Origin of the sequence: Variovorax sp. KBW07, from assembly GCF_003852515.1 — a bacterium.
Taxonomy (GTDB): Bacteria; Pseudomonadota; Gammaproteobacteria; order Burkholderiales; family Burkholderiaceae_C; genus Variovorax.
Genome location: NZ_QAJK01000059.1, coordinates 1 through 26,785 on the forward strand (window position 1 = coordinate 1; position 26,785 = coordinate 26,785).

General features: G+C 67.8%; 23 protein-coding genes. 6 read left to right on the forward strand and 17 right to left on the reverse strand.

The window, feature by feature from the left end:
* Positions 1 to 128: 128 nt before the first annotated feature.
* The 12 genes from cydX to DBV14_RS13750 form a co-directional block, all read right to left on the reverse strand.
* Complete coding sequence (cydX, locus tag DBV14_RS13695; protein WP_124459725.1) at positions 129 to 278, reverse strand: cytochrome bd-I oxidase subunit CydX; 150 nt, start codon at positions 276 to 278, stop codon at positions 129 to 131.
* A 15-nt stretch (positions 279 to 293) separates the two neighbouring features.
* The gene (gene cydB, locus DBV14_RS13700) at positions 294 to 1,448 is read right to left on the reverse strand and encodes a cytochrome d ubiquinol oxidase subunit II (protein WP_124459726.1); all 1,155 of its coding nucleotides are present in this window, start codon (positions 1,446 to 1,448) and stop codon (positions 294 to 296) included.
* Positions 1,445 to 3,064 (reverse strand): cytochrome ubiquinol oxidase subunit I, encoded by a 1,620-nt coding sequence (locus tag DBV14_RS13705; RefSeq protein ID WP_124459727.1) that lies wholly within the window; start codon positions 3,062 to 3,064, stop codon positions 1,445 to 1,447. The genes cydB and DBV14_RS13705 overlap by 4 nt, the downstream gene beginning before the upstream one ends.
* A gap of 45 nt (positions 3,065 to 3,109) precedes the next feature.
* Positions 3,110 to 4,834, reverse strand: coding sequence for a thiol reductant ABC exporter subunit CydC (gene cydC / locus DBV14_RS13710; protein ID WP_124459728.1), 1,725 nt, complete (start codon positions 4,832 to 4,834; stop codon positions 3,110 to 3,112).
* On the reverse strand, positions 4,831 to 6,525 hold the full coding sequence (gene cydD / locus DBV14_RS13715; RefSeq protein WP_124459729.1) for a thiol reductant ABC exporter subunit CydD: 1,695 nt from the start codon (positions 6,523 to 6,525) through the stop codon (positions 4,831 to 4,833). The genes cydC and cydD overlap by 4 nt, the downstream gene beginning before the upstream one ends.
* 166 nt (positions 6,526 to 6,691) lie before the next feature.
* Positions 6,692 to 7,801 carry an acyltransferase gene (locus DBV14_RS13720; RefSeq protein WP_124459744.1) on the reverse strand — a complete coding sequence of 370 codons (1,110 nt, stop codon included), beginning with the start codon at positions 7,799 to 7,801 and terminating at the stop codon, positions 6,692 to 6,694.
* A 68-nt stretch (positions 7,802 to 7,869) separates the two neighbouring features.
* The gene (locus DBV14_RS13725) at positions 7,870 to 8,832 is read right to left on the reverse strand and encodes a nitronate monooxygenase family protein (RefSeq protein WP_124459730.1); all 963 of its coding nucleotides are present in this window, start codon (positions 8,830 to 8,832) and stop codon (positions 7,870 to 7,872) included.
* 91 nt (positions 8,833 to 8,923) lie between these two features.
* Positions 8,924 to 10,714, reverse strand: a complete 1,791-nt coding sequence (locus DBV14_RS13730) for an acyl-CoA dehydrogenase (protein WP_124459731.1) — start codon at positions 10,712 to 10,714, stop codon at positions 8,924 to 8,926.
* A 75-nt stretch (positions 10,715 to 10,789) separates the two neighbouring features.
* Positions 10,790 to 11,722: an electron transfer flavoprotein subunit alpha/FixB family protein gene (locus DBV14_RS13735; RefSeq protein ID WP_124459732.1), complete on the reverse strand. Its 933-nt coding sequence runs from the start codon at positions 11,720 to 11,722 to the stop codon at positions 10,790 to 10,792.
* Between the two features lie 13 nt (positions 11,723 to 11,735).
* Positions 11,736 to 12,485 (reverse strand): electron transfer flavoprotein subunit beta/FixA family protein, encoded by a 750-nt coding sequence (locus tag DBV14_RS13740; protein ID WP_124457543.1) that lies wholly within the window; start codon positions 12,483 to 12,485, stop codon positions 11,736 to 11,738.
* Between the two features lie 136 nt (positions 12,486 to 12,621).
* Complete coding sequence (locus DBV14_RS13745) at positions 12,622 to 13,902, reverse strand: mechanosensitive ion channel family protein (protein ID WP_124459745.1); 1,281 nt, start codon at positions 13,900 to 13,902, stop codon at positions 12,622 to 12,624.
* A 43-nt stretch (positions 13,903 to 13,945) separates the two neighbouring features.
* Positions 13,946 to 14,899: a histone deacetylase family protein gene (locus tag DBV14_RS13750; RefSeq protein ID WP_124459733.1), complete on the reverse strand. Its 954-nt coding sequence runs from the start codon at positions 14,897 to 14,899 to the stop codon at positions 13,946 to 13,948.
* A gap of 80 nt (positions 14,900 to 14,979) precedes the next feature.
* On the opposite strand from DBV14_RS13750, the gene DBV14_RS13755 reads away from it, so the two are divergent.
* The 6 genes from DBV14_RS13755 to DBV14_RS13780 all read left to right on the forward strand — a co-directional run bounded on the left by DBV14_RS13755 (position 14,980) and on the right by DBV14_RS13780 (position 22,544).
* Positions 14,980 to 15,900 (forward strand): MoxR family ATPase, encoded by a 921-nt coding sequence (locus tag DBV14_RS13755; protein ID WP_124459734.1) that lies wholly within the window; start codon positions 14,980 to 14,982, stop codon positions 15,898 to 15,900.
* Positions 15,901 to 15,907: 7 nt separating this feature from the next.
* Positions 15,908 to 16,885: a DUF58 domain-containing protein gene (locus DBV14_RS13760; protein WP_124459735.1), complete on the forward strand. Its 978-nt coding sequence runs from the start codon at positions 15,908 to 15,910 to the stop codon at positions 16,883 to 16,885.
* Positions 16,882 to 18,921 (forward strand): transglutaminaseTgpA domain-containing protein, encoded by a 2,040-nt coding sequence (locus DBV14_RS13765; protein WP_124459746.1) that lies wholly within the window; start codon positions 16,882 to 16,884, stop codon positions 18,919 to 18,921. The genes DBV14_RS13760 and DBV14_RS13765 overlap by 4 nt, the downstream gene beginning before the upstream one ends.
* A 54-nt stretch (positions 18,922 to 18,975) precedes the next feature.
* A complete protein-coding gene (mltB, locus tag DBV14_RS13770; RefSeq protein WP_124459736.1) occupies positions 18,976 to 20,073 on the forward strand; it encodes a lytic murein transglycosylase B in 1,098 nt (365 codons plus the stop codon).
* A 15-nt stretch (positions 20,074 to 20,088) separates the two neighbouring features.
* A complete protein-coding gene (locus DBV14_RS13775) occupies positions 20,089 to 20,715 on the forward strand; it encodes an N-methyl-D-aspartate receptor NMDAR2C subunit (RefSeq protein ID WP_124459737.1) in 627 nt (208 codons plus the stop codon).
* Positions 20,716 to 21,191: 476 nt separating this feature from the next.
* On the forward strand, positions 21,192 to 22,544 hold the full coding sequence (locus DBV14_RS13780) for a carbohydrate porin (RefSeq protein ID WP_124459738.1): 1,353 nt from the start codon (positions 21,192 to 21,194) through the stop codon (positions 22,542 to 22,544).
* Positions 22,545 to 22,573: 29 nt separating this feature from the next.
* On the opposite strand, the gene DBV14_RS13785 is transcribed toward DBV14_RS13780, so the two are convergent.
* The 5 genes from DBV14_RS13785 to DBV14_RS13805 all read right to left on the reverse strand — a co-directional run bounded on the left by DBV14_RS13785 (position 22,574) and on the right by DBV14_RS13805 (position 26,557).
* A complete protein-coding gene (locus DBV14_RS13785; protein WP_124459739.1) occupies positions 22,574 to 23,080 on the reverse strand; it encodes a hypothetical protein in 507 nt (168 codons plus the stop codon).
* The gene (locus DBV14_RS13790; protein WP_124459740.1) at positions 23,077 to 24,150 is read right to left on the reverse strand and encodes a beta-ketoacyl synthase N-terminal-like domain-containing protein; all 1,074 of its coding nucleotides are present in this window, start codon (positions 24,148 to 24,150) and stop codon (positions 23,077 to 23,079) included. Before DBV14_RS13790 ends, DBV14_RS13785 begins: the two co-directional genes overlap by 4 nt.
* A 61-nt stretch (positions 24,151 to 24,211) precedes the next feature.
* Entirely contained in the window at positions 24,212 to 24,484 is a 273-nt protein-coding gene (locus DBV14_RS13795) for an acyl carrier protein (protein ID WP_124459741.1), read from the reverse strand.
* Positions 24,481 to 25,638 carry an ABC transporter permease gene (locus tag DBV14_RS13800; protein WP_124459742.1) on the reverse strand — a complete coding sequence of 386 codons (1,158 nt, stop codon included), beginning with the start codon at positions 25,636 to 25,638 and terminating at the stop codon, positions 24,481 to 24,483. Before DBV14_RS13800 ends, DBV14_RS13795 begins: the two co-directional genes overlap by 4 nt.
* A 10-nt stretch (positions 25,639 to 25,648) precedes the next feature.
* Complete coding sequence (locus DBV14_RS13805; RefSeq protein ID WP_124459743.1) at positions 25,649 to 26,557, reverse strand: ABC transporter ATP-binding protein; 909 nt, start codon at positions 26,555 to 26,557, stop codon at positions 25,649 to 25,651.
* Between the last annotated feature and the right edge of the window lie 228 nt (positions 26,558 to 26,785).

Below are 26,785 nucleotides of genomic sequence, written 5' to 3' on the forward strand. Positions count from 1 at the left end.
GTGCTCCCCGCAGCGAAATAAAGGAGGAGCGAAGCGGGGGACATTCGCGGAGGGGAGTACCCGGTGTCAGTCGCACGCGCCCTGAACGGCAGCGCCTGCAATGAACCGAGACTCCGCACCAAGGCAACTCAAAGCCGCTCCTGCCCCTCCGGCGACTCAGGCAGCCCGAGCTTCTCCTTGCGGATCGCGTCGTCGTCCATCAGTTCGTACCACATGGCATTGAGTACGGCGAAGGCTGCCGCCAGCGGCAAACCAAGAATCCAGGCGAAGTACCACATCGTTTTTTCCTCCGTTCAGTATGCGTGACCGCTCTCGTCGCGGATCGCCTTTTCGTCGACCTTGCCCCACAGCACGTGATAGACCCACGTCGTATAGGCAACGATCAGCGGAATGAAGAAGGCCGTGACCACCAGCATGATGAACAGCGTCAGGTGGCTCGACGACGAATCCCACACCGTCAGGCTCGCGCGTGGATCGATCGACGACGGCAGGATGAACGGGAACATCGAGGCGCCCACGCTCAGGATGATCCCTGCAATGCCCAATGCCGCCGTCAGCAATGCCAGCACCGGGCGGCGCAACACCAGGCCGAGCAGCGCCCCCAGCGCACCGACGAAGCCCGCGGCCGGCGCCGCCAGCGTCCACGGATGCGCCGCATAGTTCGCGGTCCACGCGCCCGCATGCAACTCCACCGTCTTCAGCATCGGGTTCGATGGCCCGACCGTATCGATCACGCTGCTGATGCGGTAGCCGCCGATGCTCGTGGCGAGCAGCACGCCGGCCAGCGCGTACAACGCAATCGTCAGCACCGACGCCACGATGCCGTAGGTGCGCGCACGCTCGGCCACCGGCCCTGCCGTCTTCAGCAGCAGCCATGCCGCGCCATGCATCACCAGCATGGCCACCGATACCAGCCCGCACAAGATGGCGAACGGATTCAGCAGGCCGAAGAAACCGCCGTCGTAGAAGATGTGCATGTCGGTGCCGAAGCGGAACGGCACGCCCTGCAGCACGTTGCCCACGGCCACGCCGCAGATCAGCGCGGGCACGAAGCCGCTGAAGAACAGCACCCAGTCCCAGCGCGCGCGCCACTGCGGCGACTCGCGCTTGCTGCGGAACTTGAAGGCCACGGGCCGCAGGATCAGCGCCGTGAGAATCACGAACATCGCCAGGTAGAAGCCCGAGAACGACACCGCGTACAGCTGCGGCCAGGCCGCGAAGATGGCGCCGCCGCCAAGAATCAGCCACACCTGGTTGCCTTCCCACACGGGGCCGACGCTGTTGATGACGACGCGGCGCTCGATGTCGTTGCGCGCCGCAAAAGGCAGCAGCATGCCGCTGCCCAGGTCGAAGCCGTCGGTCACGGCAAAGCCCACCAGCAGCACGCCGATCAGCAGCCACCAGATGAAGCGCAGGGTGTCGTAGTCGAGGAGTGTGTGGAGGATCATGCGGCGCTCCCGGAAGAAGACGAAGAAGCAGGAATGGCGGCGTGCGCCGGCGGAACGTGCGAGCGCGTGTCGCCCTCGTCGGGCGCGTGCTCGGCCTCAGGCCCCTTGCGGATGGCCTTGAGCATGAGCTTCATCTCGATGATGAGCAGCGTGGTGTAGATCGCAATGAAGCCCGCCAGCGTGAGCAGCAGCGTCTTCACGCCGAGGTTCGACACGGCCACCGCGGTCGGCAGCACGCCTTCGATCACCCAGGGCTGGCGGCCGAACTCCGCCACCAGCCAGCCGGACTCGATGGCAATCCACGGCAGCGGTATCGCGAACACCGCGACCTTGAGCAGCCACCGGTAGCGGTCGAGCATGCGGCGCGCCGACAGCACGAAGAAAGTACCGGTCAGCAGGATCAGCAGCATGCCGATGCCGACCATCACGCGGAACAGCCAGAACAGCGGCGCCACCTGCGGCACGGTGTCCCATGCGGCCTTGCTGATCTGCTCGTCGGTGGCGGTGCGCGGGTCGTCCACGTAGCGCTTGAGCAGCAGCGCGTAGCCCATGTTGATGCCGTTGTCCTCGAAGTCGCCGCGCACGCCCTGCGTCACCTTGCTGGGGCCACCTGCCTCACGGATCTTCTGCAACGCGTCATACGCCTTGAGCCCTTCGCGGATGCGGGCCTCGGCGCGCTTGACCAGCTCGTCGATGCCGGGCATCACGGTGTTGAGCGAGCGCGTGCCGATGAGGCCCATCACCGCCGGAATATGAATGGCGTAGTGCGTCTCGCGCGCCTCCTGGTCGGGGAAGCCGATGACGGTAAAGGCCGCGGGCGCGGGTTGCGTTTCCCACATGGCTTCGATGGCGGCCAGCTTCATCTTCTGGTGTTCGCCCGAGAGGTAACCGCTTTCGTCGCCGAGCACGGCAACCGACAGCGCGGCGGCCAGGCCGAACGAGGCGGCCACGGTCATCGAGCGCTTGGCCAGCGCGATGTGCCGGCCCTTGAGCAAATACCACGCCGACACGCCGAGCACGAACACGGCTGCGCACACATACCCTGCCGACACGGTGTGCACGAACTTGGCCTGTGCCACGGGGTTGGTCAGCACGGCGGCAAAGTCCGTCACTTCCATGCGCATGGTCTGCGGATTGAAGGCCGCGCCCACGGGGTTCTGCATCCAGCCGTTGGCAATGAGAATCCACAGCGCCGAGAAGTTGGAACCGATGGCCACCGCCCAGGTGGCGGTCAGGTGGCCCACCTTCGAGAGCTTGTCCCACCCGAAGAAGAACAGGCCCACGAAGGTCGCTTCCATGAAGAAGGCCATGAGCCCCTCGATGGCCAGCGGCGCGCCGAAGATGTCGCCCACGTAATGGCTGTAGTAGCTCCAGTTCATGCCGAACTGAAACTCCATCACGATGCCGGTGGCCACGCCCATCGCGAAGTTGATGCCGAAGAGCACGCCCCAGAATTTCGTCATGTCGCGCCAGATCACGCGGCCGGTCATCACGTAGACCGTCTCCATGATCGCGAGAATGATCGAGAGCCCGAGCGTGAGCGGCACGAACAGGAAGTGGTACAGCGCCGTGACGGCAAACTGCAGGCGCGATAGCGCAACGATGTCGAGGTCCATGGGGGTTCTTCCTTTATGTTCCCTGTTCTGTTTTCTGATCCGTACTCAATCGGGGCGCAGGCTGCGCAATGCGGCGTCGAAGGCCTCGCTGCCGCGTTGCAGCTCGGCGACGATGCGTCCCTGCCGCATGCACAGCAGGCGGTCGGCCAGCGCGGCTTCGCGGCGCAGATGCGTGGCAATCAGCAAGGTGCGCGCACCGGCATGCCGTGCAAGGCGATGCAGCACGTCGTGGGCGGTGGCCGCATCCAGCGCTTCGGTGGGTTCGTCGAGCAGCCACAGCGGCACCGGGCGCAGCAGCAGCCGTGCGAGCGCGAGCCGGCGCGACTGGCCACCGGAGAAGCCGAGGCCGCCTTCGCCCAGGCGCGTGTCGAGGCCGGTGGCGAGTGAACGCACGTCGCCCTCGAGGCCGGCCGCATGCAGCACGGCCCACAGTTGCTCGTCGGTGGCTTGGGGGTCGGCAAGCCGAAGGTTGTCGCGCAGGCTGTCCTGGAAAAGTTCGGTGCGCTGCGTCAGCAGGCATGAGGGCTGCGCGTGCACGCTGCCGGAACGCGGAGTGATTTCGCCGGCGATGGCCGCGAGCAATGTGGACTTGCCGGTGCCACTGGCGCCGATCAATGCAACGCGCTCTCCAGCCGCGAGGGTCAGCGAGATGTTGCTCAAGACGTCGACCGGGCTGCCGGCGTGCGCGACGCTGATGCCATTCAGTTGCAGCGCGACTTGTGCATCGCTTTCGCGCGGCGTCGCACCGTCGTTGCCTTCTTCCGGCGCCATGCGCGGCGCCAGGCGGCGCACCGCCAGCCACGTGCGTCCCGCATCGAGCGCACCGCGACGCAACGCAGCGAACGGCTCGGTGGCTGTGAGCGCGACAAGCACGGCCAGCGCCGCGGCCGGCGCACCGATCAGGCCTTCGCTCACCAGCGCCCCGACGGCCAGCAGCACGCCCACCAACGTCAAGGTGCCCGCGCTGCCATACGCAAAGCCTGCCGCGGCTTCGAGCCGGTTCAAGGCCAGGTCGGCCTTGGCAAGATGCGCGTCGGCATTCATCAAGGCTTCGCGCTGCGCATCGATGCGGCCCGCCATCACGAGGTCGGTCTGCCCGGCCACGAGGTCGACCGCGCGTGCGCGCAACGCCTCGATGGCATGTGCGCGCTGCACGGCCGGACGCCGTGCGCGCCTTGCCACCACGAATGCCAGGCCCCAGCCGACGACCACCAACCAGAGCGCGAGCGCCAGCCCCATGCCCGCATGCATGAAGCCGAGCACGACGCCGGCGAGCAATGCGGCGCCCAGCGCCGCGGCCGCGGGCACGAGCAGGCGCAGGTAGAGCGACTCCAGCGCGTCGATGTCCGACGTCAGCCGAAACAGCAGACGCGCCGGACGCATGAGCAGTTCACGCGCGGCTTCGGCCCTGGCCCAGCCGCGGAACAGGCGCACACGCAGTGAAGCGAGTACGTCGAAGGTCGCGTCATGGGTCACGAGCCGCTCGCCGTAGCGCGATGCGGTGCGGCCCAGCGCCAGCAGGCGGATGCCGGCCGACGGCATGAACACGTCGAAGGTGAAGGCAGTGGCCGCGTGCAGGCCGGCCAGTGCCGTCGCGGTGATGAACCAGCCCGAGAGGCCCAGCAGCGCCATGCCGGCGAGCACGGTGACGGCCGCGAGCAGCCCACCCAGCAGCAGTGCGCGCGGCTGCGCGGCGAAGAAGGGGCGCAGCACCAGTCGCAGATCGCGCCAGCGGGTGGAAGCAAGCGGGCTGTTGTTGCTGCTGTTCATGCGGCCTTCTCCATCGGCTCGGCGCCGAGGCTCAGCACGCGGTCCATGCGGGCGGCGAGCACCGGGTCGTGCGTTGCGACGATCAACGTCTTGCCCTGCGCGAGCGCCACCAGCGCATCGGCCACGCGCCCGGCCGTTTCGGTGTCCAGGTGCGCCGTGGGTTCGTCGACCAGCAACAGGTCGGCATGCGGATGCACGGCAATGCGTGCCAGCGCGAGCCGCACCGCCTCGCCGCCCGACAGGCCGTTGCCACCCTCGCCCAGCGCGACGCCGGGGTGCGCCTGCGCCACGTCGTCGAGCGAAGCAAAGCGCATGGCGGCGGCAACCCGCGGGGTGTCGACGCCGGTGCGCCCGAGGGCCACGTTGGCTTCGACCGATCCGGCGAACACGTGGGGCGCCTGCCCCATCCAGGCCATGCGCTGGCGCAGTGCGGCCACGGTGTGGTCGGTGAGCATCACGCCCCCGATGGAAATCTCGCCACGGCTTGCAGGCACGAGGCCCGCGAGCAGCGACAGCAAGGCCGTCTTGCCGGCGCCGCTGGCGCCCGTCAATGCCACGTGCTCGCCCGATGCGACGCGAAGCTCGCAGCCATCGAAGACCTTCCTCTGCTCGCTCGGCCAGGAAAAATGCAGGCCATGGACCACGACGGCGGGTGCGGTGCCGGCGCCAGCCGAACCGGTCGCGGCGCGTGTCAGCGAGGCGTTCGCGCCGGGCAGCGGCAGCTCGTTGCGCTGCAATTCGTCGAGCGCCTGCAGCGCCGCCTCACCCGCCGCGCGGTCGTGCCACACGGCCGAGAGCTCGCGCAGCGGCTCGAAGAAAGCCGGCGCGAGCAGCAGGACGAACAGGCCCTCTCCCAGGCTCAACTCCCGGCCCCAGGCACCGAAGTTGAGCGAGCCGAGCAGGTAGAAGCCGACATACGCCGCCACCATCGCCACGCCCAGCGCCGAGAACAGCTCCAGCACGGCCGACGACAGGAAGGCAATGCGCAGCACCGCCATGGTCCGCCTGCGCAGCGACTGCGCGGCATCGCCCAGGCGCTGCGCCGTGGCGTCTACCGCATCGAGCGCGCGCAATGTGGCCAGGCCGCGCAGGCGGTCGAGCAGGAAGGCGTTCATGCCGCCCATCTCGACCATTTGCGCCTCGCTCGCGGCCTTGGCGCGCCAGCCCACGATGGCCATGAAGATCGGAATGAGCGGCGCGGCGACCAGCAGCACCAGCGCGGCCACCCACGAAAAACAAGCCACCGCGAAGAGGATGAAGAAGGGCACCACCATCGCGCGCCAGCGCGCGGGCTGGTAGCGCACGAGGTACGGCACCAGGGCTTCGGCCTGTTCGGCGAGCACGCTGGCCGCCTGGCCCGAGGGTGCGCGGCCGCGGTCCATGGGCGATCCGCCGGCCAGTGCGGCGGCAGTTTGCGCACGCAGTGCCGATAACTGTGCCCGTGCCCGGCCGAAGGTGCGGCGCGCGCCCCAGGCCTCGCAGCCCGCGCGCAAAAGCCCCAGCGCCAGGATGGCGCAGGCCGGCCACAGCACGGCCGCCATGCCCTGCCCCGACGCCAGCCCCTGGATTGCCATGGCCAGCAAAGCCGCCTGCGGCAACCACAACAGCGCGGCGACACCTTGCACCACGCTGCCGATATCTGGCGACGCGAAGGCCCGCAGTGGCGATCGTGGTGGCGAGTGCTTGGTCATTCCTTGGTTTCGTGTATTTTCAGTATTTACTGAAATTTCCACAATCATACCGAAGACGGAGGCGACTGACGAGCCGGAGCCTGCACGCTCCAGCTCGCAAGCGCAACCCGCTCAGGAAGATTTCAGGAAGATTCGGCCGGGGCGCCTGCTCGGGCGCCGGGCTTTTTTAATGAGAAACGACCAGTCCGCTGACCAGCAGCGCGGCAAACAGCGTGAACACCGCGCGCCAGGAGGCCGGGCGCACTTCGACCCAGCGGTGCAGCAGCGCTGCGGCAACCACCGACAGCCCGAAGGTGCCCGCCAGCCCCAGCGCATCGACCCACGGGCCGTGCGGCGCGGCGTTGGCGACCAGCGCATTCATCGCGAGCAGTACCGGAAAGTGGATCAGGAACAGCGAATACGACATGCGCCCCAGCCGCTGCAGCGGCACGGCAGCGGCAGGCCAGCGCGCCGGCGACAGCCAGTGCCGGCGCTGCGCGATGGCGATGAGCAGCGCCGTCACCAGCGCGGTTGCGATGCGGCTGCGCCAGTCGATGGCCAGCGCGCCCGCCCCCACCAGCGCCAGCAGCGCGACCGCGCTCTGCCAGGTGCTGAAGCGCGTGGCACGCCCGATCCAGAACACCAGCATGCCCAGGCCGTAGGTGCCGAAGAAGTAGATGCCGGTGTCGTCCAGCTCCGCATTGCGATTGAAGAGCGCGAGCGAGGTCACGGCCAGCCCGAGCACCAGCGCCACGGGCACCCAGCGCGCCAGCGCGCTCACGGGCGCCGAGCCGGAGCGCTGCAGCAGCGCCGGAAGGCCGACCAGCGCCAGCGCGAGCGCAAAGAGCTGGAAGTCGATGGCCACGTACCAGACGCCGGTGGACAGCGACTCATAGCCCAGCAGGTCCTGCAGCAGCAAGCCGTGGGCGATCAGTTGCCCCAACGTGGGCGCCGCCGGCACCACCTCTTCATCGAGCCACGGCCGCACCAGCGCCGCGACCAGCACGCACACGGTCAGGGCCGCGAGGTAAGGCATGACCAGCCGGCCGTAGCGCTGCAGGATGCGCGCAATGGGGCGGTCGCAGCGCAGCAGGCCATCGGGCGCCAGGCTGGCGGCCGCAAGAAAGCCGGCGATCACCAGGAACACCTGCACCGCCAGCCGCCCTTCGTTGGAGAGCCAGGCGAAGAAGTCGGGCGCGAGCGTGTACGCGCCGGCCGGCATGGGGCCGTAGCGTGACAGGTGGTGGCCGACGATCACCGCGCAGGCAATGCCCTTTGCCGCATCGAGCAGCGGCATGCGCCCCAGCGCGGATGAAGATGAAGACGTCGGCGTGCCGGCAGGCGGCACGTCGCGTGCAACGGAGGTCAAAGCGCGAGCCGTTGCCTTGCTTCCAGGTATTCGCGCTTGAGCTTCTCGATGAAGGCCGCGGCGCTGGCCACTTCGGTCACGGCACCGATGCCCTGGCCCGAGCCCCAGATGTCTTTCCAGGCCTTGGCCTTGCTGCCTTCGCCGCCGCCGAAGTTCATGGTCTTCACGTCGCCTTCGGGCAGGTTCGCCGGGTCCATGCCGGCCTTGACGATGCTCGGCGCCAGGTAGTTGCCATGCACGCCGGTGAAGAGGCTGGAGTAGACGATGTCGTCGGACGTGCCATCGACGATGGCTTGCTTGTAGTCGTCGCTGGCGCGCGCTTCCTCGGTCGCGATGAAGGCGGTGCCGATGTAGGCGAAGTCGGCGCCCATGGCCTGCGCCGCGAGCACCGCGCCGCCGGTGGCGATGGAGCCCGACAGCGCGATCGGGCCGTCGAACCACTGGCGAATCTCTTGCACCAGCGCAAACGGGCTCTTCACGCCCGCATGGCCGCCGGCACCGGCCGCCACGGCGATGATGCCGTCGGCGCCCTTCTCGATGGCCTTCTGCGCGAACTTGTTGTTGATGATGTCGTGCAGCGTCACGCCGCCGTAGCTGTGCACCGCGTCGTTCACGTCGGTGCGCGCGCCCAGCGAGGTAATGACGATCGGCACCTTGTACTTCACGACCATCTCCATGTCGTGCTCGAGCCGATCATTGCTCTTGTGCACGATCTGGTTGATGGCGAACGGCGCGGCGGGCTTGTCGGGGTTGGCCTTGTTGTAGGCCGCGAGTTCTTCGGTGATCTCGATCAGCCACTCTTCCAGCTGCGCCGCGGGGCGCGCATTGAGCGCCGGCATCGAGCCGACCACGCCGGCCTTGCATTGCGCAATCACGAGCTTGGGGTTGCTGATGATGAACAGCGGCGAGCCGATGATGGGCAGCGGCAGGTTCGCCAGGACGGGGGGCAGCTTGGACATGGTGTCTCCGGAAATGGGTTTGGCTTTTATAAGAGAGCAAGGCCCTCGTCGCACGTCAGATCGGCGACAGGGGCCTTGGCCCGGAACGTCGTCAGAACGCGTCGAGCGCCAGCGCCGTGACGCTCTCGGCACCGTCGACGATGCTGTCGCGGATGCCCGGCACCTTGTTCAGGATGTGCTCGGCGTAGAAACGCGCGGTGGCGATCTTGGCCAGCATGAAGTCGGTGTCGAAGCTGCGCGAAGCCAGGTCTTGCGCAATGATCAGCGAGCGCGCCAGTTGCCAGCCGGCCACCAGGTTGCCCGCGAGCATCAGGTAGGGCACGCTGCCCGAGAACACGGCGTTCGGCGAGGCCTTGGTCTGGCCGGCGACGAAGTCGACCACGTCGATGAAGGCCAGGCGCGCGGCCGTCAGGCGCTTCAGCACCGCGGCTGCGGCCGGATGCTCGCTCTTGGCCAGTTCGGCTTCGGTCTTCTCGATCTGCGCGGCGATGGCCTTGGCGGTCTGGCCGCCGTCGCGCGCGGTCTTGCGGCCCACGAGGTCGTTGGCCTGGATGGCCGTGGTGCCTTCGTAGATCGTGAGGATCTTGGCGTCGCGGTAGTACTGCGCCGCGCCGGTCTCTTCGATGAAGCCCATGCCGCCATGCACCTGCACGCCGAGCGAGGTCACTTCCAGGCTCATCTCGGTGCTGTAGCCCTTGACCAGCGGCACCATGAATTCGTAGAAGGCCTGGTTCTGCTTGCGCGCGTCCGCATCGGGGTGGTGGTGCGCGGCGTCATAGGCGGCAGCGGCCACCGAAGCCATCGCGCGGCAGCCTTCGGTGTAGGCGCGCATCGTCATCAGCATGCGCTTGACGTCGGGGTGGTGAATGATGGGCGCGCTGGCGTTGATGGAGCCATCGACCGGGCGGCTCTGCACGCGGTCCTTGGCGTAGGCCACGGCGTGCTGGTAGGAGCGCTCGGCAATCGCGATGCCCTGCATGCCCACGGCGTAGCGGGCCGAGTTCATCATGATGAACATGTACTCCAGGCCGCGGTTCTCCTGGCCCACGAGGTAGCCGATGGCGCCGCCGTTGTCGCCGTACTGCAGCACGGCGGTCGGCGAAGCCTTGATGCCCATCTTGTGCTCGATGCTCACGCAGTGCACGTCGTTGCGCTCGCCCAGTGAACCGTCCTTGCCGACCATGAACTTGGGCACCACGAACAGGCTGATGCCCTTCACGCCTTCGGGCGCGCCGGTCACGCGGGCCAGCACGAGGTGCACGATGTTCTCGGCCATGTCGTGCTCACCGTAGGTGATGAAGATCTTGGTGCCGAACACCTTGTAGGTGCCGTCGGGCTGCGGCTCGGCGCGGCTGCGCACCATGGCCAGGTCGCTGCCGGCCTGCGGCTCGGTGAGGTTCATCGTGCCGGTCCACTGGCCGCTCACGAGCTTCTCGAGATACACGGCCTTCAGCTCGTCGGAGCCGGCGGTGAGCAGCGCCTCGATGGCGCCGTCGCTCAGCAGCGGGCACAGCGCGAAGCTCATGTTGGCCGAGTTGAGCATTTCGCCGCAGGCCGCGCCGATGGTCTTGGGCAGGCCCTGGCCACCGAAGTCCGACGGGTGCTGCAGGCCCTGCCAGCCGCCCGACACGTATTGGGCGAAGGCGTCCTTGAAGCCCGGCGTGGTGGTGACGACGCCGCTCTTGAACGACGAGGGGTTGCGGTCGCCTTCGATGTTCAACGGAGCGATCACGTCCTGGTTGAAACGCGCGCACTCCTCGAGAACGGCCTGCGCGGTTTCAAGGCCGGCGTCTTCGAAGCCGGGCAGCTTGGCGATCTCGCCGATGTTGGCCAGGTGTTCGATGTCGAACAGCATGTCCTTGAGGGGTGCGGTGTAGCTCATTGTCTTGTCTCCAGATACAGCAGATGTAGAAAGGGCATCGCGAACGATGCCCTCTGGCTCATTGCGTCGATACGGTCAGAGCGCCTTCACCAGTTCGGGCACGGCCACGAACAGGTCGGCCACGAGGCCGTAGTCGGCCACCGAGAAGATCGGCGCTTCTTCGTCCTTGTTGATCGCGACGATGACCTTCGAGTCCTTCATGCCAGCCAAGTGCTGGATGGCGCCCGAGATGCCGGCTGCGATGTACAGCTGCGGCGCGACGATCTTGCCCGTCTGGCCCACTTGCCAGTCGTTCGGCGCGTAGCCCGCGTCCACCGCGGCGCGGCTGGCGCCCAGGCCCGCGTTCAGCTTGTCGGCCAGCGGGGCCATCACTTCGGTGAACTTCTCTGCGCTGCCCAGGGCACGGCCACCGGAAACGATGATCTTGGCTGCGGTCAGTTCGGGGCGTTCGCTCTTCGTGACTTCACGGCCCACGAAGGTGCTCTTGCCGCTGTCGGCCACGCCTTCAGCGGTTTCAACCGTGGCGTTGCCGCCGGTGGCGGCTGCGGCGTCGAAGCCGGTCGTGCGAACCGTGATCACCTTGGTGGCGTCGCTGCTCTGCACGGTGGCAATCGCGTTGCCGGCGTAGATCGGGCGCTCGAAGGTGTCGGGGCTGTCGACCTTGGTGATGTCGCTGATCTGCGCCACATCGAGCTTGGCGGCCACGCGCGGTGCGACGTTCTTGCCGTTGGCGGTCGAGGGGAACAGGATGTGGCTGTAGTTGCCGGCGATGGCCAGCACCTGGGCAGCGACGTTCTCGGCGAGGTTCTCGGCAAGGGATGCGCTGTCAGCAGCGATGACCTTGGAAACGCCGACGATCTGCGCGGCGGCCTTGGCAGCTTCTGCTGCGTTGGCACCGGCCACGAGCACGTGGACGTCGCCACCGCAAGCCAGCGCGGCGGTCACGGTGTTGAGGGTGGCCGGCTTGATGCTGGCGTGGTCGTGTTCGGCAATGACGAGTGCGGTCATGTTCGTTTCTTCCTCAGATCACTTTGGCTTCGTTCTTGAGCTTGTCCACCAGGGTGGCAACGTCAGGCACCTTGATGCCGGCGCCACGCTTGGGCGGCTCGCTGACCTTCAGGGTCTTCAGGCGCGGCTTGACGTCCACGCCCAGGTCTTCAGGCTTGAAGGTGTCCAGCTGCTTCTTCTTGGCCTTCATGATGTTGGGCAAGGTGACGTAGCGCGGCTCGTTCAGGCGCAGGTCGGTCGTGATGACGGCCGGCAGGCTGAGCGAGATGGTTTCCAGGCCGCCGTCGACTTCGCGCGTCACGGTGGCTTTGTCGCCGGCCACTTCGACCTTCGAGGCGAAGGTGGCTTGCGGCAGGTCGGCCAGCGCAGCCAGCATCTGGCCGGTCTGGTTGGCGTCGTCATCGATGGCCTGCTTGCCCAGGATGATCAGCTGGGGCTGCTCCTTGTCGACCAGCGCCTTGAGCAGCTTGGCCACGGCCAGCGGCTGCAGCTCTTCGGTGGTCTCGACCAGGATGCCGCGGTCGGCACCGATGGCCATGGCCGTGCGCAGGGTTTCCTGGCACTTGGCGTCACCGCACGACACGGCGATGACTTCGGTGACCACGCCCTTTTCCTTCAGGCGAACCGCTTCTTCAACGGCAATCTCGTCAAAGGGGTTCATGCTCATCTTGACGTTGGCAATGTCCACCCCGGTGCCGTCGCTCTTCACGCGCACCTTCACGTTGTAATCGACGACCCGTTTGACAGGCACAAGAACCTTCATTGACTTGACTCCATTGGATTGCAAAAAGGGGGTTTCGAGGGCAACCGGTCATTCTAGGACGCGACCTTTGCGGCCTCTCCATTCTTCTCGCCGGCATCGCATGCCATTAAAAAAGAACGATCGTGCTTTTCCTCGATTATAAAACAGCGTCGGGCGCTGGCGCGATTCCCGGCGGCAAAGATTCCACGCGCACCACCCGCTGCGGATAGGGAATGTCAATGCCCGCCGCCCGCAAGCCTTCGAGAATGGCGACGTTGATGGCCGAGCGCACGTTGTCCTTGCCCTTGTCAGGATCTGTAACCCAGAAATTCAGGGTGAACTCCAGGCCGTCGGGCGCGAAATTGAGCAGGTAGGCCACGGGCGCCGGATCGGTCATGACGCGCGGCTGCGCCTTGGCCGCCTCGCACAAAATCGACTGCACCTGCGTCACGTCGCTCTCGTAGCCGACCACGATGCTGGTCGTGATGTTGAACTTGCGGTCGGCCAGCGACAGGTTTTCGACCCGGCTGGTAATGAGCGACTCGTTCGGCACGATGGCCTCGCGCCCGTTGCCCGCGCGAATGAGCGTGTAGCGGGTCTTGATGTCGGTGATGCGGCCTTCGAAGGTGTCGACCTTCACGTTGTCGCCGATGCGGATCGAGCGCTCGAGCAGGATGACGAAGCCGCTCACGTAGTTGGCGGCCAGCTTCTGCAGGCCGAAACCCAGGCCCACGCCGAGCGCACCGCCCAGCACCGACAGCGCCGTCAGATCGACGCCCACCGCCGACAGCGCGAACAGCAGCCCGACCAGCAGCAGGAACGCGCGCACCGCGTTCGACGCCACCTTGCGCATCGACAGGTCGGTCACGGCCTCGCGCAGGATGCGCTTCTCGATGGTCGACGCGATCCAGAGCGCGATCACCAGCACCAGCCCGGCGGACAGCACGCCCTGGAAGATGGTCTGCAGGCTCACGCGCGTCTTGCCGAAGGCCAGCGTGATGTCGTCCAGTTCGGCCAGCACCGGCGGCAGCAGCCCGACGATCCAGAGCACGGCGGCAATCCAGGCCAGCCACGAGATGGTCCGCTCGACCAGCCGCACCAGGTTCGACGTGGGAAACACCGCCCGCAGCACCCGCGCGACCAGCCGGATGACCGCCAGCGACAGGAACACCGACACCGCGATGCGCAGCACCAGCACCGTCTGGAAGTCGATCACCACGCGCCGCGCGAGGTCGGTGAACACCAGTGCCAGCAACGGGAACAGCAGGCCGTCGAAGGTGCGTTCGCCGAACCAGATCGAGTCCTTGGGCTGGTCGCGCCCGAACCATTTGCTGATACCCCAGGCCAGCGCCACGCAGGCCACCAGCGCGGCAAGTTCGATCAAAAGGCCGCGCGCATCGACCTGGCCCAGTCGTTGTGTGAAGTCGTTGAAGTTCATCGGTTGGGAAAGCATGGCGCCCGTCGAGATGACGCCGGCTGCGTTACAGGTCCGCGAGGACGCGGATATGGGCTTCGACGCTGCGCGCCAGGGCGTCGAGGTTGTAGCCGCCCTCGAGCATCGACACGATGCGCCCACGCGCATGGCGCCGGGCCACGTCGTGCACGCGGCCGGTGATCCATGCAAAGTCGTTTTCGTTCAGGCCGAGCTGGCCCAGGTCGTCTTCGCGGTGCGCGTCGAAGCCGGCGCTGATGAAAACCATCTGCGGCCTGAAGGCCTCGAGCCGCGGCATCCAGACCGCCTCGATCATCTCGCGCACGTCCATGCCCCGGGTGTACGCCGGGATCGGCATGTTCACCATGTTCGGGGCCGGATGCTCGGTGCCGCTGTACGGATAGAACGGGTGCTGGAAGAAGCCGACCATCAGCACGCGCGGGTCGTTCGAGAGAATGTTCTCGGTGCCGTTGCCGTGGTGCACGTCGAAATCGACGATGGCCACGCGGTCGAAGCCATGCACGTCCAGCGCATGGCGCGCCGCGATGGCGATGTTGTTGAAGAAGCAGAAGCCCATCGCCTGCTCGCGGCAGGCATGGTGGCCCGGCGGGCGCACCGAGCAGAAGGCGTTCTCGACGTCGCCGGCGATCACCGCGTCGGTCGCGGCAATGGCGGCGCCGGCGGCGCGGCGCGCGGCCAGCAGGGTGAAGCGGGTCAGGACGGTGTCGGGGTCGACCTGCGCGTGGTCGGGGCCGCCAGCGGGCTCGTCGGCCACCAGGCGCTGGTGCAGTTCTTCGAGGTGTTCGACATGCGCCGTGCTGTGGGCCCGCGTGATCTGCTGCAGGGTGGCCAGGGGCACGTCGCAGTGTTCGAGGGCGTCGCCCACGCCGGTGAGCAGCAGGCGGTCTTCGATGGCATCCAGTCGACCGGGGCACTCGGGATGCCCGTTGCCCATGTCGTGCTTCCAGAAATCGCGGTGTGTGAAGTAGCCTGTCTTGCCCATGTGTCTCTGTCGCCACGCCTAGACCTCACGCGGCATGGGGCCGCAGAGTCTTACGGTATCGTTTGCATATGGATACAAATATGGACGTTGCTGCGAAGCTAGCCACTTTGCTGAGTCAGCTTAACACGGTGATCGTGGGCAAAGAGGCGCAGGTGCGCGACTGCGTGGCCTGCCTGCTGGCGGGTGGGCACCTGCTGATCGAAGACGTTCCGGGGGTCGGCAAGACCACCCTCGCCCACGCCCTGTCGCACACATTCGGCTTGCATTTTTCGCGGGTCCAGTTCACGGCCGACCTGATGCCGGGCGACCTGTCGGGCGTGGCCATCTACGACCGCGGGCAGCAGGCCTTCGTGTTCCACCCCGGACCGATCTTTGCCCAGGTGCTGCTGGCCGACGAAATCAACCGCGCCAGCCCCAAGACCCAGAGCGCGCTGCTCGAGGCGATGGAAGAAAAGCAGGTCACCATCGAAGGCGAGACGCGCCCGCTGCCCACGCCCTTCTTCGTGATCGCCACGCAGAACCCGCAAGACCAGCTCGGCACCTTCGCGCTGCCGGAGTCGCAGCTCGACCGCTTCCTGATGCGTATTTCGCTCGGCTACCCCGACCGCGCCGCCGAGCGCCAGTTGCTCTCGGGCGTCGACCGCCGCGAAATGCTGGCCAGCCTGCCCGCCCTGCTGACGGCCGGCGAGCTGACCGCCATCCAGCAGCGCGTGCAGCAGGTGCATGCGGCCGAAGCGCTGCTCAACTACGTGCAGGACCTGATCGCGGCCACGCGCTCGGGCCGCTGGTTCCTGCAGGGCCTGTCGCCGCGCGCCGGCATTGCCGTGCTGCGCGCCGCCAAGGCGCAGGCGCTTCTGGCGAACCGCAACTACGTCGCGCCCGACGACGTGCAGGCCGTGTTGCCGCAGACGATTGCGCACCGCCTCACGCCCGTAGGCGATGCCGGACGCGGCGCCGTCGAGCAGGTGCGCGCGATGATTGCCGCCGTGCCCCTGCCGTGAGCCAGCGATGAGCCCTGTCGGCGCCCTCCGCTCGCGCATCGACGGCTGGTTCCTGTCGCGGCGGCCGCCGTCGGACACGCTCGAACTCACGCAGCGCAACGTCTACATCGTGCCCACGCGGGCCGGCTGGACGCTGGCCGCCACCTTGCTCGTGCTGCTGGTCGCGTCGATCAACTACCAGCTCAACCTGGGCTACCTGCTGACCTTTTTGCTGGCCGGCAGCGTGGCCGTGGGCATGCACGTGTGCCACGCCACCCTGCGCGGCCTGGCCATGCACATGGTGCCGCCCGACGCGCACTACGCGGGTGCCGCGGCCGTCTTCCGGGTGGTGCTGCACAACACGCGGCGCAGCGTGCGCTACGGCATCGGCATGGCCGTGCGCGGCAGCGGCCAATGGGCCTGGACCGACGTGCCGGCCGAAGGCACGTCGACCGTCGAGATCGCCTTCCAGCCCGAGCGGCGCGGACTGCACCCGGTGCCGCCGCTGACGGCCGAGACGCGCTTTCCGCTCGGCACCTTCCGTGTGTGGACGGTGTGGCGGCCGGCCGCGCAGATGCTGGTCTACCCGACGCCGGAAGCGCATCCGCCGCCGTTGCCGCCGGGCGAGCCGCTGTCGGGGCCGGCGGCTGCATCCGCCGCGCAGCGTTCGCACGGCGCCGGCGAGTACGACGGCGTGCGCGCGTACCGTCGAGGCGATCCACTGAAGCTCGTGGTCTGGAAGAAAGCCGCGCGGGCGCAGGCGGCCGGCTCCGAAGACCTCGTGAGCCGCGACACGCAGCAGACGCAGCGCGAAGAGCTGTGGCTCGATGCGCAGGCCGCCGGGCTGGCCGACAGCGAGGCGCGCATCTCGCGGCTCTGCGCCTGGGTGCTGATGGCCGACCGGCTGGGCGTGGACTACGGACTGCGCGTGGCGGGCCGTGTCGTGAAGCCCTCCCAGGGCGAAGCGCATCGCAGGGCCTGCCTGGAGGCATTGGCGCTATGTTGAAGCAGCTCATGCAACGGCTCTCGGCCCTCCCAAGGGATGCCCGGGACACGCTCTTCCTGCTGGCCGTCATCTCGCTGATCGTTCTGCCGCAGGCGGAGCATCTTCCGTGGTGGTGCACCGCCATCACCGCCTTGGTATTGCTGTGGCGCGGCACGCTCGCCGTGCAGGCCCAGCCGCTGCCGGGCAAGTGGTGGCGCATCGGCCTGCTTGCGCTCACGCTGGCCGCCACCTACGCCACCCACCGCACCCTGCTGGGCCGCGACGCGGGCGTGACGCTGGTGGTCATCCTGCTGGCGTTGAAGACGCTGGAGTTGCGCGCCCGAAGAGACGCCTTCGTCATCTTCTTCCTGGGCTTCTTCGCGATGCTCACGAACTTCTTCTATTCGCAGTCGCTGCTGACCGCATGCACGATGCTGCTCGCGCTGCTGGGCCTGCTCACGGCGCTGGTCAACGCGCACATGCCGGTCGGCCGGCCGCCGCTGATGCAGGCGGCCCGCACGGCGGGCTGGATGGCCCTGGCCGGCGCGCCGATCATGCTCGCGCTGTTCCTGCTGTTCCCGCGCTTCGCGCCACTGTGGGGCACGCCCAGCGACGCCATGACGGGCCGCAGCGGGCTGTCGAACAGCATGCGCGTCGGCACCATCGCCGAACTGGCGCTCGACGACCGCATTGCCGCGCGCGTCAAGTTCGACGGCAACCGCGCGCCGCCGCAGAACCAGCTGTACTTCCGCGGCCCGGTGCTCGCGCAGTTCGACGGCCGCGAATGGACGGCCCTGCCGTCGTGGGCACGCGGCGCCCAGTGGTCCGCCAATCTGCGCGTGAGCGGCGAACCCGTTCGCTACGAAGTCACGCTCGAGCCCAGCAACCGCCCCTGGCTGCTGACGCTCGACGCCGCCCAGCGCGCGCCCGAGGCAGCCGGCTTCGAAGTCACGGGCACGCCCGACCTGCAATGGTTTGCGAACCGCCCGGTCAACGACCTGGTGCGCTACAGGGCCGAGAGCTACACCCAGTTCCAGAGCGGCCCGCTCAAGCGCGCCGGCGGCCAGCTGCAGGCCTACCTGGCATTGCCGCCCGACACCAACCCGCGCACCGCCGCGCTGGCCGCCGAGATGCGCAACGACCCGGCCTTGAACCAGGCCACGACGCCCGCCTTCGTGCAGGCCGCCCTGCAGCGCCTGCGCACCGGCGGCTACACCTACACGCTGGAGCCCGGCGTGTACGGCGACGACACGGCCGACGAGTTCTGGTTCGACCGCAAGGAAGGCTTCTGCGAACACATCGCCTCGGCCTTCGTGGTGCTGATGCGCAACCTGCAGATTCCGGCACGCATCGTCACCGGCTACCAGGGCGGCGAACTCAACGTTGTCGACAACTACTGGGTCGTGCGCCAGAGCGATGCGCATGCCTGGGCCGAGGTCTGGCAAGAGGGCGTGGGCTGGATGCGCGTCGACCCGACCGGATCGGTGGCGCCCGGCCGCATCGGCCAGTTCCAGCGGCTGGTGCAGCAACCGGGGCTGTTCGCCGGCGCCATCGGCGCGATGAGCCCGACGCTGGCGCAGAACATCCGCGCCGCCTGGGAAGCCGTGAACAACCGCTGGAACCAGTGGGTGCTGAACTACACGCAGAGCCGGCAACTCAACCTGCTGAAGAACATCGGCTTCAGCGCGCCGAGCCTCGAAGACCTGGCCTACGTGCTGCTCTACCTGCTGGTGGGCGCCAGCCTGGCCGGCGCGGCCTGGACGCTCTGGGAGCGCAGCCGGCACGACCCGTGGCTGCGCCTGCTGGGCCAGGCACGCACGCGCCTTGCCAAGGCTGGCCTGCGGCTGCCCGAGACGACACCGCCGCGCCAGATGGCGCAGGCCGCCGATGCGCGCTTCGGCCCCACCGCGCAAGCCGTTCGCGAGTGGCTGCTGAGGCTCGAAGCGCAGCGCTATGCCAAGGCCACGCCCGGGACATCGGAGGCATCTGACTCGCTCGCCGCCCTGCGCCGCGAGTTCCGCCGCCTCCACTGGCCCACCGCAAACCCGCGCGGCTGAAACCACATGTGTCCCTGAAGAGGGGCCGCGCGCACGGACGGCACAATCGGTGCCATGCGATTTTTTCTTCCCACGCCGTCCCGCGCCGCCGCGGCAGCCGCCCTTCTCGCCGCCTGCTGCGCGTGGTCCACGGTGGCTGTAGCCCAGAAGTCCTCCAATGGCCGCGCGGCCGTCACCGCCGTGCGGGGCAGCATCCCCTACGCCACGCGCGACGATGCCATGCGCTTTGCCGACGACGTGGCCGAGCGCCGCGGCCTCGACCGCGACTGGGTGCGCGCCACCATCGGCAACGCGCGCTTCCTGCCCAACGTGCCCCGGCTGATGCTGCCGGGACCGGTCGGCACGGTGAAGAACTGGCAGACCTACCGCAGCCGCTTCATCGACCCGGTGCGCATCGCGGCCGGCGTGCGCTTCTGGCGCGCCAATGCCGACACACTGGCGCGGGCCGAGCAGGTGTACGGCGTGCCGGCCGAGATCATCGTCGGCATCATCGGCGTGGAAACCATCTACGGCCGCAATATGGGCAACTTCCGCGTGATCGACGCGCTGGCCACGCTCTCCTTCGACTTCCCGCAGGGCCACCCGCGCGCGGCCGAGCGCGAGGCCTTCTTCCGCGGCGAGCTCGAAAGCTTCCTGAGCACCGAGAGCCGCACCTCCGACGACCCGCTGACGCCGCTGGGCAGCTATGCCGGCGCCATGGGCATGCCGCAGTTCATGCCCAGCAGCATCGCCAAGTACGCGGTCGACTTCGACGGCGACAGCCGCATCGACCTCGTCAACAACACCGCCGACGTGATCGGCTCGGTCGCCAACTACTTCAAGGCTTTCGGCTGGCAGCCCGGCATGCCCGCGACCTACCCGGTGCGCTTCGACGAAGCACGGCTCCAGAAGGCCCTGCTGCTGGCACCCGACATCCTGCCGACCTTCAGCGCGGACAGCTTCGTGGCCGCCGGCGCGGTGCTCGACAGCGAAGGCGCCAGGCACAAGGGCCTGCTCGCGCTCGTCGAACTGCAGAACGGCGCCGATGCGCCCCCGACCTACGTGGCCGGCACGCGCAACTTCTACGTGATCACGCGCTACAACTGGAGCAGCTACTACGCCATGTCGGTGCTCGACCTCGGGCAAGAGGTCAAGGCGGCGATGGAGCAGTAGCCAGCAGCAAGCCGCATGACACCCGAAGCGCTGCTTGCAAACTGGAACGATGCCTGGCGCGCGCTCGGCATCGCCGCGCCGGCCGACGGCGCGCTGTGCACCGCGCTGCAACATCGCTACGGCGAGCCGCAGCGCCACTACCACACGATGCAGCACCTGGGCGAATGCCTTGCCTGGTTCGAGCGCGAGAAGGCGCTGGCCGAGCGCCCCGGCGAAGTGGCGCTCGCGCTCTGGTTCCACGACGCCATCTACGACGTGCACGCGCACGACAACGAAGCGCGCAGCGCCGACTGGGCCCATCGCGCGTTGACGGATGCGGGCGCGAACGAAGCCACCGCCGCTCGCGTGCACGCCCTCGTCATGGCCACGCGCCATGACGCCGTGCCCGAAGGCCGCGATGCGGAACTGCTGATCGACATCGACCTGTCGATTCTTGGCGCCGAACGCACGCGCTTCGACGAATACGAGCGACAGGTGCATGCCGAGTACGCCTTCGTGCCGGAAGAGGTGCGGCTGCCGCGCCGCCGCGCGATTCTTCAGCGCTTCCTGGACCGCGAGGCCATCTACGCCACGCCGCGCATGCATGCGCAACTCGAAGCGCAGGCGCGCATCAACCTGCGGCGCTCCATCTCCTCAGCCTAAGCCCTGAAAAGGGACGCGTCTTCTCCACTGTCTTCTTTCTCGTTGGCGCCGCAAATTTGTTGCGCTGCCAACGCTGTGTTGCGTGCGGGAAATCACACGCTGCGATGACAAATCGCCCCCCTACACTGCGGCCGTCACGCACCGAGCCCCCTCGGGAAGCCCCTGAACAGCGCACACAGACGCCATCGCAAGCCGTCATGAGAAGCGGCAACAACTGAGGAGACACGACCCCATGCCGACGACCTGTTCGCCCGTTTGCCGCGATGCACCCCGCGCGCCACCTGCCTCCGTAGCGCACGCCTCGCGGCGTCGCTGAGCGCGCCCGCGCCCCCTCGTCAGACAACACCAGCGCGAAAGGCCAGGGCCTTCCGCGAGGGATGCGCACGTCCATTTTTTCCACCCGTTTCCGCCCGCTTCTTTCCGAAGCAATGACAGCCCCGCTCCCATAAGCAAACCCAACCAAGGAGACATCCCCTGTGAACACCCGACTGACCCAACTCGCCACCGCCGTCCTGCTGCTGGCCGGACTCCACGCCCAGGCACAAGCCCAGCAAACCGACGAGCCGCCGCAAGCCGAAACCCAGGCCGATCCCACGAAGGCCTTCGTCAAGAAGGTCAACGACGCGACCGGCCTGGAGTTCTGGGGCTACGGACGCGGCGGCTTCTACAGCGCCGGCAAGGGCAAGCTCAAGGGTGGCTACTCGCTCGGCGGCGACCTGCAGAAATACCGCCTCGGCAACGAGGGCGACAACTACCTCGAATTCGGCATCGGCAAGAAGTTCGACCTCGGCGACGGCATCAAGTGGGGCGTGTTCTACATGCCCACCATCTACAACGGCAAGAGCGGAACAGCGCAGGCGTACTTCTCCCTGAGCGGCATCTTCGGCAACGCCGCCAGCCTGTGGGCCGGTCAGCGCTACCACCGCGTGCAGGACGTGCACATCGTGGACAAGTGGGTGGTGGAAGACGGCGACAACTACGGTGCCGGCATCGACGACATTCCCCTGGGCGGCCTGGGCCGGCTCAACGTGGCCGTGCACACCGCGGACTCGGTGGACAACAAGAACGGCAACCCGAACAACGCCAAGCGCATCAACCTGCAATGGCGCGACATCCCGACCAACCCCGACGGCAAGCTCACGGTCACGGGCGGCCTGGTCTCCGGCGACTTTGCCAAGGGCCGCGACGGTGGGGCGCTGGGCCTCATGCACATCCAGAAGAACTTCCTGGTGCCGGGCCTGAACAACACGGTGATCCTGCAGGCATCGAGCGGTCACGCATCGCTCAGCGGTAAGTTCTACAACCTGGACAACAGCACCACGACCACGGGCCTGCTACTGCCGCCGGGCTTCGGCGCGGACAACGCCTTCCTCTTTGCGCCGCTGGTGGAGCGGACCGTGGTAACGCCACAGGCCGGCGCCAAACAGCGGCGCATCCTGGATTCGGTCGACTTCCAGATCGGACGCTTCGGCGGGCAAGGCCTGATCGGCTACCAGACCACCCGTCCGGACAACGGCTCCGAGGTCAGGGACTTCTCGCTGGGCGGACGTGTTTCCTACGGCATCGCCAAGTACACCAAGCTGCTGGCGGAAGTGGCCACCACGCGCCGCAGCACCGACGACAAGCCCCGGCAGACGCTGAACAAGGGAACGATCGCGGTCGCGTTCTCTCCGAACACCGACTTCTGGACGCGACCCGAGTTCCGCATCTACGCCACGCGAGCCGGCTGGAACAAGGCCGCGGGCGAGGCCAATGCAAGCAGCTTTGGCGCCAACGGCCGCAGGAACGCGACCACCTTCGGCATCCAGATGGAAGCCTGGTGGGAGTAACAGCGTTGCCCCAGGCCGCGCGGCCCTGATCAGGCCGGCACCAGCCGCCACCACTCGGAGCGCGCCGGTTCGTCGTTGCGCTCTTCCTCCACGATGCCGAACAGCAGGCCGTCTTTCGTGGCGCCGAGCTTCGACAGCTGAAGCAACTGCAGCGGGTCGCGGCACAGCATGAAGCTCGCGTCGCCCTGCCATTCGAGGCAGCGGCCGACCTCGGCCAGCATCAGCGCGGGCTGGCTCTGCATGAAGGTGAAGGGCATCGGCAAGCCGGCGTCGAGCTGCGCCAGCCCCGCATGCGTCGCGCCCCATGCACCGCGCAGGCTGGCCACGCGCAGGCGGGCGCCGGCAGGCAAAGCGGCCTCGCCCGCTGCGTCGAGGCAGCAGCGTGCGCCGTACATCGCCAACTCGGTCCACAGGCCGACGCGGCGCGGCCGTCGGCCGATGCGCTTCGCCAGATCGTCGCGCCAGTCCTCAGGCGGGGGATGCGCCACGAAATGAGCGGCCGTGCGCCAGAGGGTCGAGGGGCCTGCACTGCTCATGCGTGGCAATCCCTGAGTACCAGCGACGCGTGGCCGCCGCCGAAGCCGACCACGTTGAGCAGGATGTTGCGCAGCGCCCGCGGCGGCTGTTCGCTCAGCGCGATGCCCAACGCTTCGTCGAGCGAATAGCCCGTCGATGGCCATGCGCCGCCCTCGATGCAGCCCACCAGCAGCGCCAGCTCCGCCGCGCCCGCGGCACCGAGCGTGTGGCCGATGGCCGACTTGAGCGACACCAGCGGCGGCAGCGGATCGAACACCTGCCGCAGCGCCTCCACCTCGATGGCGTCGTTGATCGGGCTGCCCGCGGCCTGCACCTTGACGAGATCGATGTCGCCGGGCTGCAAGCCGCTTTGCGCGAGCGCACCCAGGCACATCGCCTGCACCGCGCTGGCCTCGGTGCCCGAGGGGTTTCGCCCATCGACCACGTTGGCGCCGCCCGTGAGCTGCCAGCGCGAAGGCTGCGCACGCAGCCGCAACGCCGCCACGGCCTCGCCGAGCACCAGCCCCTTGCGCCCCGCTCCGAAGGGCTGTGCGCTGTCGGGCGCCAGCAGTTGCATCGCGCCGAAGCCGGCGACGGTGAAACGGTTGTCCAGCTCGGCACCGATCACCAGCGCTTCACCGGCCTCGCCGCCGCGGATGAGGTCGCTGGCCGCCAGCACGGCATTGAGCGCCGAGGTGCATGCCGTCGATACGGTGAACACCGGCCCCTGCCAGTCGAGCGCTGCCGCCACGACGCCGGCAAAGTCCTGCAGGTCGCCGCCGAGCCGCAGGTCTTGCGCCGTGTGCTCCATGAAGCCGATGTCGAGTGAGGACGAGGCCACGAAAAGCGGCGCGCTGCGCTCGCCCCACTCGCCGGTCTGCGCGGCCACGTGTCGCACCGTCTGGCGCAGCCGTTGGGTCCAGTCGCCTTCTTGCGCGGGCAGCGTGTAGACCGGCCACTGGATGCCTTCAGCCACGGTCACCGGGGTCGGCGGCACGCCCCCGCGCCGCAGCGACGCCAGCACCTGCGGCATGTCATTGCCCAGCACGCAGGCCAGGCCCATGCCGGCCAGGTAAACACCGGAGCTCATCAAAGTACCTTCGTGCTCCGCACTGCGGTGCGAGCTTGCTTGGGGCGGCCCGGCGCGGCGCTCATGCCTTGCCCGCTTGTGTCAGGTGCTCCGCCAGATGGGCGATGGAGGTCATGGCCCGCCGCGTCTCCTTGCTGTCGGGCATGCGCACGCCGAAGCGCTGCTGGATCGTCATCGACACCTGGAGGGCATCGAGCGAATCGAGGTCCAGCCGGGCTTCGGGGCCGAACAAGGGCTCGTCGTCGCCAAGGCCGCCGGGCGGCGCTTCTTTTTCGACGGCTTCGAGCACCATCGTCTTGAGGCTGGCAATGAACTCGGGAGAAACAACGCTCATGGGGCACGCCTGCGAAACAGAAAAACAGCCAGTAGAAACATGGCCGCCGCGAACACGACCAGCCGGCCGACCTGCGGCAGCGCATCGGCCACGCCGCCGCCGCGCAGCAGCACGGTCAGCAAGGCTTCGAGCCCCCAGTTCATCGGCGAGACCTCGACCAGCCGCTGCATGAAGCCCGGCATGACGAACTTCGGCACCATGATGCCGCCAGCGGCTGCCATCAGCACGTTGACCATCGGCCCGAGCGTGGCCGCCTGCGCGTGGCTGCGAACCAGGCAGGCCAACGCCAGCGACAGGCTCACCGCGGCCACGCTGATGGCCGCGAGCGACAGCAGCAAGGCGCCCCAGTGGATGCCCGCCAGCGACAGCGCATCGCCGCCGATGAGCGGCATGACCCAGATGCCGGCGGCCAGCATCAGCACGGCCTGCAATGCATTCACGCCCAGGTAGGGCAGCGCCTTCGAGGCCAGCAGCATGGAGCGCGACACGCCCAGGCTTTGCAGCCGGCCCAGCGCGCCCGAGCTTCGCTCCTGCACGAACAGGCTGGAGAGCGAGGCCACCACGAAGAACATGCCGAATACCAGCCAGGCCGGCACGTTCTGCTGCACCGAGGTCGGCCGCGGGCCGGCGGTGGAGAAACGCTCGGCCTGCACCATCGCCTGGATCGATGCGTCCGGCGCCGGGCTGGCCGTGCCAGGCACCGCCAGCGCCAGACGCGCCTTCAGCTCGCCCGATGCGCCGATGAGTTCCGCGCGCAGCGCATTGAACAGGTTGGCGTCGATGCCGGGTTCGGCCAGCAGCCGGATGTGAGCCTTGGTCGACAGCGCGGCCGATTCGAGCTCTTCCGACAGGCCCGGCTCCAGCACGATCACGTACTTGAGCGTTCCGCTGCGCAGCCGGTCCTGCCAGTCCGCGCCGAGCGGTTGCGGCGCGCCATGGCCGCGTTGCCAGAGCTGCAGCAGCCACTTGGCGGGCGTAGCCCCATCGCGCGCATCGACCGCGTAGGTCAGCTCGGCGAGCGGCGGTCTGTAGATGTCCTTCAGTGTGAGCGACATCAGCACGATGAAGACCATCGGCATCACGAACAGCACGGCCAGCCCGTGCATGTCGCGCACGAGTGCCAGCAGTTCTTTCTTGATGAGCGCGAAGAGCATGGAAATAAATTCAGTCGCGCAGCGAGCGGTGGGTGAGCGCCATGAAAAGCTGCTCGAGGTCATGCCGGCCAAACTCGGCATGGCGCACCTCGATGCCGGCGGCTTCGAGCGCGGCCAGTACCGGGCCGGGGCCGCTGCCGCTATTCAGGTGAATGCGCCAGTGCGCGGCCCCCTGCTCCACCGTGCCGAAGCGCGACAGCATTTGCGCATCGAGCCCGTCGGCGGCCAGCGTCAGCAACATTGCGCTCTTCGACAGCAGGTCGTCGAGCCGGCCTTCACGCAGCACGCGCCCATGGTCGAGGATGGCCACCCGGTCGGCGATGGCCTCGATCTCTTCCATGTAGTGCGACGCATAAATTACGGCCGCACCGGCCTGGGCCAGGCTCTTGATGGCATCCAGAATGAAGGCACGCGACTGCGGATCGACACCGACGGTGGGCTCGTCGAACAGCATCAGCTCGGGCTCGGGCAGCAAGGCGATGGCAAGGTTGAGCCGCCGCTTGAGGCCGCCCGACAGGCGCTCGGCGCGCACGCCGGCAAACTGTTCGAGCTGCGAGAAGTTCGTGCAGGTGTCGATGCGCTCTTTCTTCCGCGCACCCGACAGGCCACCGGCGGCGGCAAAGCACGCAAGGTTCTCGGCGACGGTGAGCATGGGATAGAAAGCCTGGTCTTGCGGCGCCACGGCGATGCGCGTGGGGGTCTTCGCGCGCACCTGCTTCAGTGGCTGCCCATCGATACGGATCTCGCCTGACTGCACGGCGAGCGCGCCGGACAGATGCGAGATGAGCGTGGTCTTGCCAGCGCCGTTCGGCCCCAGCAGACCCAGCACGCAGCCCTTCGGCACTGACAGCGACACCTCGGACAGAGCGGCTGCGTCGGCGTGCGGATAGCGGTAGCTGAGGTTCTTCAGCTCGAGCATCGGGGGACCATTCGGTTGCTTTTTTCGATGCGCTGCTGTTCAGGGCGCTGCGGTTCAGGGCGCGTGCGACTGACACCGGGTACTCCCCTCCGCGAATGTCCCCCGCTTCGCTCCTCCTTTATTTCGCTGCGGGGAGCACCCGATGCCATTCTCACATGGACACGCTCTGAGTGCTTCGCTGATCAACCAGTGCTCTGAACTCGCTCACGCTGGCGGTGTGCTCTGCGC

Excerpts from the sequence above, each read along its gene's own strand:
- cydX (WP_124459725.1), bottom strand. The coding sequence starts at position 278 with ATGTGGTACTTCGCCTGGATTCTTGGTTTGCCGCTGGCGGCAGCCTTC.
- cydB (WP_124459726.1), bottom strand. The coding sequence starts at position 1,448 with ATGATCCTCCACACACTCCTCGACTACGACACCCTGCGCTTCATCTGG.
- DBV14_RS13705 (WP_124459727.1), bottom strand. The coding sequence starts at position 3,064 with ATGGACCTCGACATCGTTGCGCTATCGCGCCTGCAGTTTGCCGTCACG.
- cydC (WP_124459728.1), bottom strand. The coding sequence starts at position 4,834 with ATGAACAGCAGCAACAACAGCCCGCTTGCTTCCACCCGCTGGCGCGAT.
- cydD (WP_124459729.1), bottom strand. The coding sequence starts at position 6,525 with ATGACCAAGCACTCGCCACCACGATCGCCACTGCGGGCCTTCGCGTCG.
- DBV14_RS13720 (WP_124459744.1), bottom strand. The coding sequence starts at position 7,801 with ATGCCGCTGCTCGATGCGGCAAAGGGCATTGCCTGCGCGGTGATCGTC.
- DBV14_RS13725 (WP_124459730.1), bottom strand. The coding sequence starts at position 8,832 with ATGTCCAAGCTGCCCCCCGTCCTGGCGAACCTGCCGCTGCCCATCATC.
- DBV14_RS13730 (WP_124459731.1), bottom strand. The coding sequence starts at position 10,714 with ATGAGCTACACCGCACCCCTCAAGGACATGCTGTTCGACATCGAACAC.
- DBV14_RS13735 (WP_124459732.1), bottom strand. The coding sequence starts at position 11,722 with ATGACCGCACTCGTCATTGCCGAACACGACCACGCCAGCATCAAGCCG.
- DBV14_RS13740 (WP_124457543.1), bottom strand. The coding sequence starts at position 12,485 with ATGAAGGTTCTTGTGCCTGTCAAACGGGTCGTCGATTACAACGTGAAG.
- DBV14_RS13745 (WP_124459745.1), bottom strand. The coding sequence starts at position 13,902 with ATGAACTTCAACGACTTCACACAACGACTGGGCCAGGTCGATGCGCGC.
- DBV14_RS13750 (WP_124459733.1), bottom strand. The coding sequence starts at position 14,899 with ATGGGCAAGACAGGCTACTTCACACACCGCGATTTCTGGAAGCACGAC.
- DBV14_RS13755 (WP_124459734.1), top strand. The coding sequence starts at position 14,980 with ATGGACGTTGCTGCGAAGCTAGCCACTTTGCTGAGTCAGCTTAACACG.
- DBV14_RS13760 (WP_124459735.1), top strand. The coding sequence starts at position 15,908 with ATGAGCCCTGTCGGCGCCCTCCGCTCGCGCATCGACGGCTGGTTCCTG.
- mltB (WP_124459736.1), top strand. The coding sequence starts at position 18,976 with ATGCGATTTTTTCTTCCCACGCCGTCCCGCGCCGCCGCGGCAGCCGCC.
- DBV14_RS13775 (WP_124459737.1), top strand. The coding sequence starts at position 20,089 with ATGACACCCGAAGCGCTGCTTGCAAACTGGAACGATGCCTGGCGCGCG.
- DBV14_RS13785 (WP_124459739.1), bottom strand. The coding sequence starts at position 23,080 with ATGAGCAGTGCAGGCCCCTCGACCCTCTGGCGCACGGCCGCTCATTTC.
- DBV14_RS13790 (WP_124459740.1), bottom strand. The coding sequence starts at position 24,150 with ATGAGCTCCGGTGTTTACCTGGCCGGCATGGGCCTGGCCTGCGTGCTG.
- DBV14_RS13795 (WP_124459741.1), bottom strand. The coding sequence starts at position 24,484 with ATGAGCGTTGTTTCTCCCGAGTTCATTGCCAGCCTCAAGACGATGGTG.
- DBV14_RS13800 (WP_124459742.1), bottom strand. The coding sequence starts at position 25,638 with ATGCTCTTCGCGCTCATCAAGAAAGAACTGCTGGCACTCGTGCGCGAC.
- DBV14_RS13805 (WP_124459743.1), bottom strand. The coding sequence starts at position 26,557 with ATGCTCGAGCTGAAGAACCTCAGCTACCGCTATCCGCACGCCGACGCA.